The organism is Streptomyces fodineus (genome assembly GCF_001735805.1).
GTDB lineage: Bacteria > Actinomycetota > Actinomycetes > Streptomycetales > Streptomycetaceae > Streptomyces > Streptomyces fodineus.
This window is the reverse complement of record NZ_CP017248.1, coordinates 1,429,382-1,443,753: the sequence shown is the minus strand read 5'-3', so window position 1 is coordinate 1,443,753 and position 14,372 is coordinate 1,429,382. Positions and strand designations below refer to the sequence as shown.

Here is a 14,372-nt window from a genome sequence, read left to right as displayed (position 1 = left end):
ACGCGGGGTCAGCCGGTCGCCCCCGCCGGGGTCGTCGTGGTGGTGAAGCCCTCCTTCTTGTTGGCCGCGAGGGCGAAGTCGTTGGTGAACGTGGGGCCGAGGTTCACCTTCGAGGTCGCGTGGCCCACCAGCTCCTCCGTGGTCAGGACGTTCTTGGGACCGCCGGCCGGCATGATGCCGTCCGGGAGGAACTGCCCCTTGTCCTGGGTCAGGGCCGAGATGTAGTCGGCCTTGGTGACCAGCTGGTTCTGCACGAACGACTGCGGCAGCTTGTCGGCGATGTCGGCCGCGCTGTGCTTGTCGATCCAGTGCATGGTGGCCACGAGCGCGTCGACGACCTTCTGCACCGCGTCCTTGTGCGAGTTCACCCAGTCGGTACGGGCGATGACCCCGGCGGCCGGCCAGGCGCCGCCCGTCGCCGCCTTGGCACCCGAGGTGGTGGCGACGTCGACCGCCGAGTAGCCGACGCCCTTCTTCTCGATCGCCGCGACCGTCGGCTGCGTCGTCATCACACAGGCGACCTTGCCGTTCTGCAGCGCGGCGATGGCGGTGGAGCCCGCGCCCACGCCTATCCGGTGGAAGTCGCCGGTCTTCACGCCCTTCTTCGCGGCCAGGAACTGGGTGAGGGTGTCGGTGCCCGAGCCAAGGTCGGTGACGCCCAGCGTCTTGCCCTTGAAGTCCGCGGCCGAGTGCACCCCGCTCTTGGTGGCGCACATCTCCCGCTCGCCCGGCGCGCCGGACAGCTGGACGACGTCCTCCACCGCCTTGCCCTTCACCTGGAAGTCGATCGTGTGGTTGTACCAGGCGCCCGCCATGTCCACCTGCCCCGACGCCATGGCGTCCTCGGCGCCGGTGCCGCCGTCCTGCTCGGTGCTCAGCACGACGTTGACGCCGTACTTCTTGTAGAAGCCGAGGTTCTGGGCGAGCTGGTAGGGCAGGTAGATCTGCTTGTCGATGCCGCCGACCATGATCTTGACGGTCGGCGTCCCGCCGGAGCCGCCCGAACCGGAGCCGGAGGAGCTGCTGGAACACGCGGTGGCGGCGCCGAGGGCGAGGACGGTGACGAGGGATGCGGTGAGGGTTCTGTTGAACATGGCGGCTCTTTCGGTGTCGGGATGTTCGAAAAGCGGGGGGAAGTGGAGGGGGATCAGAGGCTGTTGGCCTCGGAAGGGGCCGGCGGACGCCAGGCGAGCAGCCGGTGCTCGAGCTTGCCGATCAGCCACTCCGCGCCGAGCACGATCACCGCGATGACGAGCATCGTGGCGAACACCCCGTTGGGGTCGAAGTTGTTCTGCGCGGTCTTGATGACGAGGCCGAGGCCACTCTGCGAGCCGAGCACCTCGCCGACCAGCGCGCCGACGATGGCGAAGCCGAAGGCGCTGTGCAGGCTGGCGATGATCCAGGTCAGCGCGGACGGCACGACGACATGCCGGATGATCTGCAGCTGGGAGGCGCCGAGCACCCGGGCGTTGGCGAGGATGTTGCGGTCGACCTCGCGGACGCCCTGGAAGGCGTTGAAGAAGACGATGAAGAACACCAGCACGGCGGCGAGCAGGATCTTCGGGGTGACGCCGATGCCGAAGGCGACGATGAAGATCGAGCCGAGGACGATACGCGGGATCGCGTTCACCATCTTGATGTAGGGACCGAGGACGTCCGACAGATAGCGGCTCTGGCCCAGCGCGACGCCGAAGACGACCCCGGTGACGGCACCGAGGGCGAAGCCGACGAGCGCCTCCTGGATGGTGGTCCAGATGTTCGCGTAGAAGGACCCGAACTCGGTGCCGTTCTGGAAGAGGTCGATCAGCCGCTGCCAGATCCCGGACGGCTGCCCGAAGAAGAACGGGTCGACGATGCCCCAGGTGGTGAACGCCTGCCAGCCGCCGAGGACGAACGCGGCGAGGCCGAGGCGGCCCGCCCACACCAGTGCGACGCGGCGTCGTGCGGCCCGTTTGGCGGCGGCCGCGGCCGAGGCGTGCCCGCCGTCGGCGACCGGGACGGCGGAAGCGGTGGACGTCGTGCTCATGCCTTTCCTCCTGCGGTGCGTGCGTAGGCGCGCTCCACCTCTTCGCGCAGCGTGTCCCAGATCTGGTGCTGGAGTTCGATGAAGCGGGGCTGGTAGCGGATCTCCTGGACCGAGCCGCGCGGGCGCGGCAGGTCGATGTCGAAAACGGCCTTGACCGAGCCGGGGCTGGACGTCATGACCACGACCCGGTCGGCGAGCGCCACGGCCTCGTCGAGGTCGTGGGTGATGAAGATGACCGACGGACGGATCTGCTCCCACAGGTCCAGCAGTTCGGTCGACATGATCGCCTTGGTCTGCACGTCCAGGGCGCCGAACGGCTCGTCCATGATCAGGATCTTGGGTTCGTTGATCAGCGCCGCGGCCATCGCCACGCGCTTGCGCATCCCACCGGAGAGCTGGTGCGGGTAGCGGTCCTCGAACCCGGAAAGGCCGACCCGGCGCAGCCAGTCGCGCGCCGAGGCCTGCGCCTGCTGCTTGGGGACGCCGCGGAATACCGGGCCCATGAGCACATTGCCGAGGACGGTCTTCCAGGGCAGCAGCGCGTCCGCCTGGAACATGAAGCTGACGCCGTCGGTGACGCCGTCCACCTCCCGGCCGCCCACCTTCACCGAGCCCTCGCTGGGCCGGTCGAGCCCGGACACCATGCCGAGCGTGGTCGACTTGCCGCAGCCGGTGGGGCCGACCACCGCACAGAACTGGCCCGGCTCCACGGTGAACGAAACGCCTTGCAGCGCCGTGAACACCTCACCGGCAGGGGTCAGGAATCGCTTGGTGAGCCCGGAGATCTCGATGCGCGCGTCCTCGCGCTCTGCTGCACCGGCGATCGGGCTCGTCGCGACATCGTTTCGCGAAGCCATGTGAGGCCGTCTCCTTCCACACCTCGTGGGGTCGAGGAAGGCAGACGCTAGAGGCCACCCGGTGTTACGTCGCTGTTTCCCAGGTATCTCGCGAAAGCCGCGTTAACCGGGGTTCTGCTCATTCTGCTCAGTGAAACGGGGCTGGGCAGGATTTCGGCCATCAGGCACAATCACGCCACCACGGGTCCGGCGTCGGGCCGGCCCGGCACCACGCGGGACAGAGGCGAAGAGGCACCTGTGACACCCATCCGTATGCGGATCGGGCGCGGCGGGAGAGGGAGACTCTCCGCGCGGATCCTCGCCAGCCAGCTCCTCATCCTGGCGCTCACGGGCGCCATCGGATTCGTCCTGTTCGCCTTCGCGCAGCGCTCCGCGCTCGACCGCACCTACGAGCAACGGGCCGTGGGCATCGCGCAGACCGCGGCCGCGGACCCGCAGATCCGACGGGCCATGGAGTACGGCGACGGGGGTGCCGTGGTGCAGAGCGCCGCCGAGCGGATCCGGCGGGCGTCGGGGGCGTCCTACGTGGTGGTGATCGACCTGCACGGCGTCCGCCACTCGCACCCCATGGCGCGGCTGGTCGGCTCGCCGGTGGCCGAGCCGATCGTGGTGCTGGACGGGCGGACGCACGTCGGCACCGACCAGGGCGCGACCGGGCGCTCCGCCAACGGCAAGGCCCCGCTGTACGGGCCGACGGGCAAGCTGGTCGGCGAGGTGTCGGTGGGCATCCCGGAACGGCATGTGCTCAGCGAGCTGTGGCGCGAGCTGCCCACCTTCGGCCTGTACGCCGCGATCGCCACCGCGCTCGGTTCCGCGGCCGCGTATCTGCTGGCCAGACGGCTGAAGCGGACCACGTTCGGGCTGGAGCTGGAGGAGATCGCCGGACTGCTGCAGGACCGCGAGGCGATGCTGCACGGCATCCGCGAGGGCGTCGTCGCCTTCGACCCCGACGGCCGGATCACCGTCGTGAACGACGAGGCACGCCGGCTGCTCGGCCTCGGCACCGCGCTCGGCAGGACCGTCGAGGAGGTGCTGCCCGACGGCCGGCTGCGCCGCGCCCTGGACGGCACCCTGACCGGCACTGACGTCAGCGTCCTGACCGACGAGCACTGCCTCGTCGTCAACCGCATGCCGGTCACCCTGCACGGCCGGGAACTCGGCGCCGTGGTCACCGTACGGGACCGCACCGAGCTGGTCGGACTGCTGCGCGAACTGGACTCCGTGCGGGGCCTGACCGACGCGCTCCGGGCCCAGCAGCACGAGTTCACCAACCGCATGCACACCCTGGCCGGCCTGCTCGACATCGGGGAGTACGACGACGCCTACGAGTTCGCCGTCGGCGCGGCCGGCGCCGGCCAGGCGCTCACCGAGTCCGTGCGCAAGCGGATCGGCAACTCCCTCATGGTCGGTCTGGTCGTGGCCAAGACCACCGTCGCCACCGAACGCGGCGTACGGATCGTGCTGACCGACGACTCCGCCCTCGGCGAGGACCCGCCGCACCTGCACCGGCTGCTGACCATCGCCGGGAACCTGCTGGACAACGCGGTCGACGCGGCCGGCACGGGTCCGCGCCCGGCGGGCGGCCGCGAGGTACGGCTCACCCTGACCGAGAGCTCCCACGAGGTGCGGGTCCGGGTCGCGGACACCGGCCCGGGGATCCCGCCTGAGTCGGTCGAGTCGATCTTCGAGGACGGCTGGTCGACCCGGCCGGAACGGGGCACCGCCCGGCGCGGCCTCGGACTGGCCCTGGTGCACCGGCTGGTGCAACGGCACGGCGGCACCATCACGGTCAGCGAGGGACCCGGCGCGGTCTTCACGGTCGTACTGCCCCTGCCCGAGACGGCCTCGGCGCCGCGGGGCGCACTGTTCACCACGGCGTTGCCGGTGGGAGGCGAGCGCTGATGATCCGGACCCTGGTCGTGGACGACGACTTCCGGGTGAGCCACATCCACAGCGAGTACGTGAGCCGCGTCCCGGGTTTCGACGTGGTCGGCGAGGCGGCGAGCGTCGCCGAGGCGCTGGAGGCGGTCCGCACCCTGCGCCCCGACCTGCTGCTGCTCGACATCTTCCTGCCCGACGGCAGCGGGCTCGACGTGCTGCGCCGGCTCACGGGGGACGAGGGCGGTGCCCGGCCCGACGCCCTGATGATCACCGCGGACCGGGACATCGAGTCGGTGCGCACCGCCATGAAGCTCGGTGCCGTGGGCTACCTGGTCAAGCCGTTCGGCTCGCCCGACCTGTGCGAGCGGCTCACCGCCTACCGGGAGCTCCAGCACCGCGTGGAGGTGCTCGGCCCGGCCGCCGAGACCGATCAGGCCGATGTGGACGCCCTGTTCAGCGCCGCCCGGCCGCCCGCCGTGCCGCGGGTGCCGGCCAAGGGGCACTCGGCGCCCACCCTGACCCTGGTCCACCAGGCGCTGCGCGCCGCGAGCGGCCCGGTGTCGGCGGCGGAGGCGGCCGAACTCACCGGCGTCTCCCGCGCCACGGCCCAGCGCTATCTGTCCTACCTGGTCAAGGAGGGCATGGTCCGCCTGGAGCTCCGCTACGGCGCGGCCGGGCGTCCGGAGCACCTCTACCGCATCGTCTCCTGACCGAGCAGCGGCAGCGCCGGAAAGAGGTGGTCCTGCCAGAGCAGCCGGGAGGTCTCCTCCGGGTAGGGCGTCACCGACGGCTGTTCGCCGAAGATCCGGGTGAGGCGCCGCTCCCTGTCGTAGGCCGGCCAGCCGGGGTCGCCGTGTGCGGCGAAGGCCGACCACGCGGTGCGCAACGACGCGGACACCTCCTCCGCGGCGGGGGAGGGGCGCTCGCCGATCAGCGCGGCGGGCTGCCCGCTGCGGAGGTTGCCGAACACCAGCGGCACGTCGAGGCCGTGGCAGGCGCCGAGGACACCGCCCATCCCGGGCGCGGGCCAGGTCAGTTCGTACATGTGGGCACGTCCGCCGCCGCTGATCTGGGCGTCGGCGAGATGGAGGCTCGGCATGCGGAACAGCCAGTCGGAGTGGACCAGTTCGTACAGCTCTTCCGGTCCGGCGGCCGGGAAGCCGGCGCGGTAGCGGTGGGCGCCGTCCGGTCCCGGGGCGAAGACCTCCAGCGCGGTCGCGGCCTGCTCCTCGGTCACCTGGCCGAGAGCTCCCTCCAGCGCGGTGAACAGCCGCTGTTCCTCGCGGGTGTGGCCGACGACGAGGTCGATGTCCCGGCCGGCGCCACCGGCCAGGGCCTGCCACGGAGTGACCGGCAGGACGTCACCGTCGACGACGGGCGAGAACGGGATCGACCGGAGCGCCGGCTGCCCCCAACGCCCGTCGAAAGAGGGCGACTTGGCGGCGACCGCGTCCCCCGCGGCGGCCAGCCGCTGCGGTGACACCGCCGACAGTTCGGCCACGGTGGGCCGCAGCCCCAGCTCGGCGGCCACGGCGGCGGCGATGTCGGCGGCGAGCTCCGGGGAGAAGAACGTCCCCGGGACGCTCTGCGCGATCGCCCGGCGGAAGAGTCCCGCCGCGCGCGGCATGGCCAGGAGCGCGGCGATCGACCCGGCCCCCGCCGACTGGCCGAAGACCGTGACCCGGCCCGGATCGCCCCCGAAGGCTCCGATGCTGTCGCGCACCCACTCCAGTGCCGCCACCTGATCGAGCAGACCCCGGTTGGCGGGAGCTCCGCCGACATGGGCGAAACCCTCCATGCCCACACGGTAGTTGAACGTCACCAGGACCAGGCCGCCCTCCCGCGCGAGCCGGGCCCCGTCGTACTCGGGCAGCCCTGAGGTGCCGATGCCGTACGCGCCGCCCTGGACCCACACCAGGACGGGCAGCGCCGCTGAGGGGGACGGATCGGGCGACCAGACGTTGACCGTCAGCCAGTCGGTGCCCGCGTTCCGCGCCATCGCGTCCATGCCGAAGTACCCGGCCTGCGGCGGCGGAGGGCCGTACGACACGGCCTCGCGCACCCCGTCCCAGCCACCGGCCGGCCGGGGCGCCGTGAAACGGAGCGAACCCACCGGCGGTTCGGCGAACGGAACGCCACGGAAGACCGCCACACCCTCCTCCGTACGGCCGCGCAGCACCCCGGCCGCCGTGCGCACCTCGGGCTCGAAGCCGGTGGGTCCGGACCCTGCGGTCGTCATCACGGTTCCCCTCCCGGGCGGCGCGTCGGTCGCGCGACCGCCGCCGGGCATCATCCCGCCGGGGCACCGTGAGCGGCGAGCGATTTACGGGGTGCCGGTCTCCGCGGTCCTCCGCTGCCGCCGCGCCGCCATCACCGCGTAGACCAGGACCCCGACGAACAGGAACAGCACGCCCTGGTACACCGCCGCGTAGCCGGCGCCCGCCATCAGCCAGACGGAGAAGGCGGCCGCGATCGCGGTGATCACCGAGTCCCGCACCAGCCGTGCCCGGTCCACCGACCTGCCGGAGACCAGGTGGAAGAGCTGCGCCGCCGTCGCCAGCAGGTACGGCACGGTCGCGGTGAACGTGGTGACGAGGACCAGGACGTCGAAGACCTTCGCCGAGCCCGACAGGTAGTTGTACGCCGTGAGCAGCGAGGACAGCACGACCGTGACGCCGACGCCGACCGTCGGCACGCCCCGGCGGCGGCGGGCGAAGGCCGCCGGGAAGAGACCGTCCTTCGCGGCGGCGTACGGGGTCTGCGCGCTCAGCAGGGTCCAGCCGTTGAGGCAGCCGGTCATCGACACCAGCGCCGCGAGCGCCACCGCCGTACCGCCCCAGCCGCCGCCGAACATCGTGTTCACGGCGTCGGAGAAGGGCGCCGTGGAGGCCACCAGCCGGTCGTGCGCGACCGTGCCGAAGACGGACAGCGTGCCCAGCAGATAGACCAGCGCGGCGCCCGCGGTACCGATGACGGTGGCCCGCCCCACGTTACGGCGGGCGTCCCTGACCTCGCCGGCGCTCACGGCGGCGGACTCCACCCCGAGGTAGGAGAACAGCAGCAGGGCGGCGGAGGCGGAGACGGCACCGATCGCGCTGTGCCCGCTCGCGTTGAACGGCCCGAGCCGGGAGGGGTCGAAGAAGAACAGGCCGCCGACCGCGACGAGCAGCAGCGGCACGAACTTCAGCACCGTCGACACCAGTTGGACCGCGCCGACGTACCGGGTGCCGGCGAAGTTCGCGAGAGCCGGCAGCCACTGCAGGGCGAGGGCCGCCAGGCAGGCGGTCCACTTGTGGTGGTTGACCGGGATCAGCACGTCCAGGTAGCCGACGGCGGCGACGGCGAGCGCCGCGTTCGACACCCAGGTGGTGATCCAGTACGCCCATGCGGCGAGGAACCCGGCGAAGTCACCGAAGGCCTCGCGGGTGTAGACATAGGGGCCGCCGGTACGGGGGTCGCGCGCGGCGAGCCGGCCGAAGACCAGCGCCAGGGCGATCGCGCCGACGGTCAGCACGCCGAAGGCGATCAGGCTGACCCAGCCGTACGGGGCGATGGAGGCGGGGAGCAGGAAGATGCCGCCGCCGATGATGTTGCCCATGACCAGCGCGGTCGCGACCGGTAGACCGAAACGGCGGGCGTGCTGGCCGGCGGTGCTGTGCGTGCCCTCTGCGGGAACCTCGTGGGCCTCGGTGGGGGCCGGAGCCGACGGCGGGACGGTTCCGGTGACGTGCATGGGGGATGGACCTCTCATCGAACAGATGTCCCAGGATCGCCGGGACGGAGCCCATGGTCGGGGAAGTGCCCACCCGCCGCAAAATCGCCGTTTCTTGTGTCGTCCGCCCCTGCTGATCGTGAAAAAAGTGCGCTTGAGTGACCTTTGCGCAGTGAAATATCCAGCGGCTCGGACGCGGGACGGCGCTAGGCCCCGCGGTCGGTCTCGCCGCTCGCCCACAGACTGCGCACATGCCCCAGATGCCGGGTCATGATCGCGTGTACGGCCTGCTCGTCCCGTTCCAGCAGGGCGTCGAGGAGTTCCAGGTGTTCCTCGGCGGAGGCGAGCAGGCGGCCGGCCTCCACCAGGGCCGTCAGGCCGTAGAGGCGGGAGCGTTTGCGCAGGTCGGCGACCACCTCGACCAGGTGGGCGTTGCCCGCGAGAGCGAGCAGCCCGAGGTGGAAGCGGGTGTCGGCCTCGACATAGGCGATCAGGTCGCCCGCGACCGCCGCGGTGACGATCTCCCGGGCCGCAGGGCGCAGTGCCTCCAGGGAGATGCCGTCGGCGGTGCGGGCCAGGTCGACCACGGTGGGGATCTCGATGAGCGCGCGGATGTGCGTGTACTCGTCCAGCTGCCGGTCGGAGACCGCGGTGACCCGGAAGCCCTTGTTCGGCACGGTGTCGACCAGGCCCTCCTTGGCCAGGTCCAGCATCGCTTCCCGCACCGGCGTCGCGGAGACGCCGAAGCGGGCGGCGAGCGAGGGCGCGGAGTAGACCTCGCCCGGCCGCAGCTCGCCCGCGATCAGCGCGGCGCGCAGCGCGTCGGCGACCCGCTCGCGGTAACTGCTGCGCCGGCCGCCCAGCCGGGGGAGCACGGGCATCTCCGTGCCACTCGTGTCCTGTGCCATGTCACGCCTCACCAGAGGAGTCTAGAGGACGATCTAGAGGACGAAGCCCTCCGGGAAGGGATCGGTGGGGTCCAGGAGATACTGCGCGGTGCCGGTGATCCAGGCGCGGCCGGTGAAGCTCGGCAGGACCGCGGGGCGGCCCGCGACCTCCGTCGTGCCCAGCAGCCGCCCGGTGAAGTGGGTCCCGATGAAGGACTCGTTCACGAACTCGGTGTGCAACGGCAGTTCGCCGCGCGCATGCAGTTGCGCCATGCGCGCGCTGGTCCCCGTGCCGCACGGGGAGCGGTCGAACCAGCCCGGGTGGATGACCATCGCGTGCCGCGAGTGCCGTGCGGTGGCGCCCGGCGCGTAGAGGTGTACGTGGTGGCAGCCGTGGATGGACGGGTCCTCGGGGTGCACCGGTTCGGCCTCGGCGTTGATCGCCTCCATCAGGGACAGGCCCGCCGCGAGGATGTCGTCCTTGCGGGCGCGGTCGAAGGGCAGCCCGAAGGACTCGAGCGGGAGGATCGCGTAGAAGTTGCCGCCATAGGCGAGGTCGTAGGTGACCGTGCGACCGCCGGGCAGGGTGATCTTGCGGTCCAGGGCGGCGGCGAACGACGGCACGTTCCGCAGGGTCACGTTCCGCGCGGCCCCGTTCTCCACCGCCACCTCCGCGACCACGAGCCCCGCCGGGGTGTCGAGGCGGATGGTGGTCACCGGTTCCACGACCTCCACCATGCCGGTCTCGACCAGCACGGTGGCGACCCCGATGGTGCCGTGCCCGCACATCGGCAGATACCCGGAGACCTCGATGTAGATGACGCCCCAGTCGCAGTCGGGCCGGGTCGGCGGCTGGAGGATCGCGCCGCTCATCGCGGAGTGACCGCGCGGCTCGTTCATCAGCAACCGCTTGACGGGGTCGCGGTGTTCACGGAAGTACAGCCGCCGCTCGTTCATCGTCGCACCCGGTACGGTGCCGATCCCGCCGGTGATCACCCGGGTCGGCATGCCCTCGGTGTGCGAGTCGACGGCGTGCAGGACGAGCTTGCTGCGCATGTTCCGACTCCTTCGTGCGAGTGCGAGCTCAGGCGAGCCCGGCGGCTACGGCCTTCTCGGTGGCGGCGCGGACCTGTGCCTCCTGCTCGGGCGTCAGTGGCACGCGCGGGGGGCGGACCGGGCCGCCGTACCGGCCGACGACGTCCATGGACAGTTTGATCGCCTGCACGAACTCCACCCGCGAGTCCCAGCGCAGCAGCGGGTGGAGCTGCCGGTACAGGGGGAGTGCGGTGCTGAGGTCTCCGGCCGCCGCGGCACGGTACAGCTCCGCCGAGGCCGCGGGCAGCGCGTTGGGGTAGCCGGCCACCCAGCCCTTGGCGCCCGCCACCGCCAGCTCCAGCAGGACGTCGTCGGCGCCGATCAACAGGTCGAGTTCCGGGGCGAGTTCGGCGATGCGGTAGGCGCGGCGGACGTCGCCGGAGAACTCCTTGACGCCGTGGATGTGGCCCTCGCCGTGCAGCCGGGCGAGGAGTTCGGGCGCCAGGTCGACCTTGGTGTCGATCGGGTTGTTGTACGCCACCACCGGCAGGCCCGCACGGGCGACCTCGGCGTAGTGGGCGAGGACGGAACGCTCGTCGGCGCGGTAGGCGTTGGGCGGCAGCAGCATCACCGACGCACAGCCCGCCTCGCCCGCCTGCTCGGCCCAGCGCCGGGCCTCGGCCGAGCCGTACGCCGCGACGCCCGGCATCACCCGATCGCCGCCGATCGCCGCCACGGCCGCCCCCACCACCCGGGCGCGCTCGTCGGGGGTGAGTACCTGGTACTCGCCGAGCGAGCCGTTCGGTACGACGCCGTCGCAGCCGTTCGCGACCAGCCAGGAGCAGTGCTCGGCATAGCGGTCGTAGTCGATCGAGAGGTCCTCGCGCAGGGGGAGGGCGGTGGCGACGAGGACGCCGTGCCAGGGGCGGTTCGGTGACTGGGTCATGCGGGAATCCTCCAATGAGGTGTGACATATTACTGTGTGCGGTGACCTATGGACAGGGTCCCGGTCCGGGTGATCAGTCCTCCGGCAGCGCGGCCAGGACGCCGAGCGGGACCGGCCGGGCGAACGGGCGGCGTCCCGGCTCGAGCGGGCATCCGGTCAGGCCGGCCACCGCGGGCGCACACATCCGGCCCTGGCACCAGCCCATCCCGGCCCGCGTGAGCAGCTTCACGGTGCGCAGATCACCCGCGCCGAGCGCGTCGGCGGCCGTACGGACCTGGCCGGCGGTGACCTCCTCGCACCGGCACACCACCGTGTCGTCGGTGATCCGGTCCGCCCAGCCCGCGGGCGGCGCGTACACCGTCTCGAGGGCCGCGAAGAACCTCCGCAGCCGGGTCCTGGCCCGGGCGGCCGACGCCCACGACCGCGGGTCGGGGGCGGTGCCGTGCAGGCGGGCCGCGATCGAGCGGCCGGCGATGTGGCCCTCGGCGAGCGCGAGGGCCGCGCCGCCGATACCGGTGGTCTCCCCGGCGGCCCAGACGCCGGGCACGTCGGTGCGCTGCTCGTCGTCGACCCGTACGTTCTCGCCGGTCAGGGTGCAGCCGAGGGTCTCGGCGAGGTCGGTGTGCGCCAGCATGCCCTGTCCGACGGCGAGGGTGTCACAGGGGATGCGGCGCGCGCTGCCGGGCCTGATCCGCTCGTCCCTCCCCAGGGCGGCGACCGTCACCGCCTCCAGCCGTTCGGTGCCGTGCGCCTCCACCACGGTGTGCCGGGACAGCGTGCGGACCCTGTGGCGCAGCAACTGTCCCGCGTACCAGGCGCCTTCGGCGAGCTTGCCGGGCTCGGCGGCGAGGGCCGGCGCGCGGCGCAGCAGGGCCCTGGGACCGGCGGACTCGACCAGCGCGGCCACCCGCGCTCCGGCCGCGGCGAGTCCCGTGGCCACCGGCAGCAGCAGCGGTCCGGTGCCGGCGACCACGACCGTACGGCCGGGCAGCACCAGTCCGCCCTTGAGCATGGCCTGCGCCCCGCCCGCCGTGACGACACCGGGGAGCGTCCAGCCCGGGAAGGGCAGCACACACTCGTAGCCGCCGGTGGCGAGCAGTACGGCGTCGGCGCGGACGGTGACTCCTTCCTCCTGTGCGCAACCGCGCAGCGCGTGCACCGCGAAGGAGCCGGACTCCCGCTGCACGCACCAGACATGATGTCCCGTCCGGTGGGTGATGCGCCCGGCGGCGATGTGCCGGTCGAGGCCGTCCCGCAGTCGCTCCCAGGTATGCCACTGGTGGTGCAGGGCCTCGGCGCGGCGGGCGCCGAGGGCTCGGGCGGGCTGCCGGTAGAACTGGCCGCCCGCCTGCTCGGCCGCGTCGACGAGGGTGACCCGGACGCCCCGGGCGGCCGCCGCCAGTGCCCCGGCGAGTCCCGCCGGGCCCGCCCCGACGACGGCCAGATGAGCTCGCTCAGTCATCGTCCCGGCCCGTCCCCTCCTGAGTGCGGATCACATCGCCCGGGTGCACCGGCACCAGGCAAGCCCGTTGGTTCGCACGGCCGTTGACGGTCACGAGGCAGTCGAAGCACACCCCGATCCCGCAGAACACCCCGCGGGGCCGGCCGGTGCCGCGGGTGGTGCGCCAGGCGGTGACGCCCGCCGCCCACAGCGCCGCCGCGACCGTCTGCCCGGGCAGAGCCGGGAGGGGCCGGCCGTCGAAGGTGACGGTGAAGGCCTCGCCCGGCCGAGCCCGGGCCAACTCCAGGGGATTCACGGCGTGTCGCCTCCGTCGGTGTCGTAGCCCTCGAACCGCTCCGGCCGGAACGGCGTGAGGTCCAGCTCCGGTGTCTTGCCGGTGAGCGCCTGGGCGATCAGCTGCCCGGTGCCGGTGGCCAGTCCGATGCCGGCGCCCTCGTGACCGCAGGCGTGGTACAGCCCCGGCGTGCGGGGGTCGGGGCCGATCGCCGGAAGGTGGTCGGGCAGATACGGCCGGAAGCCCGCGTACGTCCGCAGGGCGCGCACCCGCTCCAGGAAGGGGAACAGGCCGATCGCGCCGGCCGCGAGCGCCCGTACGGCCGGAAGCGACAGCGAGCGGTCGAAGCCGACCCGCTCCCGGCTCGCGCCGATCAGCACCGGACCGGCGGCCGTGCCCTCCACCACCGGCGAGGTGCGCAGGGCCGCCGAGTCGCTCGCGACGTCGGCCACGTAGTCCGCGGCGTACACCTTGTGCCGGACCAGCCGTGGCAGCGGCTCGGTGACCAGGACGAAGCCGCGCCGCGGCAGTACCGGCAGCCGGACGCCGGCGAGCGCGGCGAGGTCGCCGCCCCAGGTGCCGGCCGCGTTCACCACCGCCGGGGCGTGCAGGTCGCCCCGGTCGGTGCGGACACCGGCCACCGCGCCGTCGGCGGTGCGCAGCACCCCGGTCACGGTCCGGCCCGTGTGCAGGCGGGCGCCGGAGGCGCGCAGCAGGTGGGCGGCGGCGAGGGCGGGCATGACCTGGGCGTCCTGCGGATAGTGCACGCCGCCGGCCATGCCGCTGACCAAGTGTGGCTCCAGGGAGGGGAGTTCATCCGCGGGCACCGGTGTGGTCACCACTCCTGCCGCCCGCTGGTCCTCGGCGAACGTGTGCAGGGCGGTGAGCGTCTCGGGAGTGGAGGCGACGACCAGGCCGCCCTTGGGTTCGTACTCGACAGCCGTACCCAACTCGTCGCCCAGCCGCGCCCACAGCCGGGCCGACAGCAGGGCGAGGCCGAGTTCGGGGCCGGGTTCCTTGTCGGAGACGAGCAGGTTGCCCTCGCCGGCGCCGGTGGTGCCGCCGGACACCGGGCCCCGGTCCACCACCCGCACGGCGAGGCCCGCCCGTGCGGCGTACAGTGCGCAGGCCGCGCCGACCATGCCGGCGCCGACTACTACGACATCGCAGGTCAGTCGCTTTGCCACGCCAGTACTATGTCACATAGCGCACGCGCTGAGGAGACCTTGGCGGCTTGTTGTTTTTCGGCTCGGCGCCGTCGAGTGCGTCAGCCCTTGTCCTAGGCGTGGACG

Annotated in this window: 13 protein-coding genes; 2 read left to right on the top strand and 11 right to left on the bottom strand. The window is 72.4% G+C overall.

Annotation, left to right across the window (positions count from 1 at the left end):
* Nucleotides 1-8: 8 nt before the first annotated feature.
* Genes BFF78_RS05960 through BFF78_RS05950 form a run of 3 tightly spaced genes read right to left on the bottom strand, consistent with a single transcriptional unit; the run spans nt 9 to nt 2,883 of the window.
* On the bottom strand, nt 9-1,094 hold the full coding sequence (locus tag BFF78_RS05960; RefSeq protein ID WP_069777306.1) for an ABC transporter substrate-binding protein: 1,086 nt from the start codon (nt 1,092-1,094) through the stop codon (nt 9-11).
* A gap of 53 nt (nt 1,095-1,147) precedes the next feature.
* Nucleotides 1,148-2,026 carry an ABC transporter permease gene (locus tag BFF78_RS05955; RefSeq protein WP_069777305.1) on the bottom strand — a complete coding sequence of 293 codons (879 nt, stop codon included), beginning with the start codon at nt 2,024-2,026 and terminating at the stop codon, nt 1,148-1,150.
* Complete coding sequence (locus tag BFF78_RS05950) at nt 2,023-2,883, bottom strand: ABC transporter ATP-binding protein (RefSeq protein ID WP_079161164.1); 861 nt, start codon at nt 2,881-2,883, stop codon at nt 2,023-2,025. Before BFF78_RS05950 ends, BFF78_RS05955 begins: the two co-directional genes overlap by 4 nt.
* Before the next feature lie 237 nt (nt 2,884-3,120).
* On the opposite strand from BFF78_RS05950, the gene BFF78_RS05945 reads away from it, so the two are divergent.
* Together BFF78_RS05945 and BFF78_RS05940 are read left to right on the top strand one after the other, a co-directional pair.
* The gene (locus tag BFF78_RS05945) at nt 3,121-4,785 is read left to right on the top strand and encodes an ATP-binding protein (RefSeq protein WP_227025727.1); all 1,665 of its coding nucleotides are present in this window, start codon (nt 3,121-3,123) and stop codon (nt 4,783-4,785) included.
* Nucleotides 4,785-5,474 carry a response regulator gene (locus tag BFF78_RS05940; RefSeq protein WP_069777303.1) on the top strand — a complete coding sequence of 230 codons (690 nt, stop codon included), beginning with the start codon at nt 4,785-4,787 and terminating at the stop codon, nt 5,472-5,474. The genes BFF78_RS05945 and BFF78_RS05940 overlap by 1 nt, the downstream gene beginning before the upstream one ends.
* Here the strand turns inward: BFF78_RS05940 and BFF78_RS05935 are convergent.
* From BFF78_RS05935 to BFF78_RS05900, 8 genes are all read right to left on the bottom strand, one after another.
* Nucleotides 5,456-7,003 (bottom strand): carboxylesterase/lipase family protein, encoded by a 1,548-nt coding sequence (locus BFF78_RS05935; RefSeq protein ID WP_069777302.1) that lies wholly within the window; start codon nt 7,001-7,003, stop codon nt 5,456-5,458. The genes BFF78_RS05940 and BFF78_RS05935 overlap by 19 nt on opposite strands.
* Nucleotides 7,004-7,087: 84 nt before the next feature.
* The gene (locus BFF78_RS05930) at nt 7,088-8,497 is read right to left on the bottom strand and encodes an amino acid permease (RefSeq protein WP_069777301.1); all 1,410 of its coding nucleotides are present in this window, start codon (nt 8,495-8,497) and stop codon (nt 7,088-7,090) included.
* Between the two features lie 185 nt (nt 8,498-8,682).
* On the bottom strand, nt 8,683-9,384 hold the full coding sequence (locus tag BFF78_RS05925; RefSeq protein WP_193433419.1) for a GntR family transcriptional regulator: 702 nt from the start codon (nt 9,382-9,384) through the stop codon (nt 8,683-8,685).
* Nucleotides 9,385-9,417: 33 nt separating this feature from the next.
* Complete coding sequence (locus tag BFF78_RS05920; RefSeq protein WP_069777299.1) at nt 9,418-10,419, bottom strand: proline racemase family protein; 1,002 nt, start codon at nt 10,417-10,419, stop codon at nt 9,418-9,420.
* Between the two features lie 28 nt (nt 10,420-10,447).
* Entirely contained in the window at nt 10,448-11,344 is an 897-nt protein-coding gene (locus tag BFF78_RS05915) for a dihydrodipicolinate synthase family protein (RefSeq protein WP_069777298.1), read from the bottom strand.
* Nucleotides 11,345-11,417: 73 nt separating this feature from the next.
* Nucleotides 11,418-12,806, bottom strand: a complete 1,389-nt coding sequence (locus BFF78_RS05910) for an NAD(P)/FAD-dependent oxidoreductase (RefSeq protein ID WP_069777297.1) — start codon at nt 12,804-12,806, stop codon at nt 11,418-11,420.
* Nucleotides 12,799-13,101, bottom strand: a complete 303-nt coding sequence (locus BFF78_RS05905) for a (2Fe-2S)-binding protein (protein WP_069777296.1) — start codon at nt 13,099-13,101, stop codon at nt 12,799-12,801. The genes BFF78_RS05910 and BFF78_RS05905 overlap by 8 nt, the downstream gene beginning before the upstream one ends.
* Complete coding sequence (locus BFF78_RS05900; protein WP_069777295.1) at nt 13,098-14,267, bottom strand: NAD(P)/FAD-dependent oxidoreductase; 1,170 nt, start codon at nt 14,265-14,267, stop codon at nt 13,098-13,100. Before BFF78_RS05900 ends, BFF78_RS05905 begins: the two co-directional genes overlap by 4 nt.
* Nucleotides 14,268-14,372 lie beyond the last annotated feature (105 nt).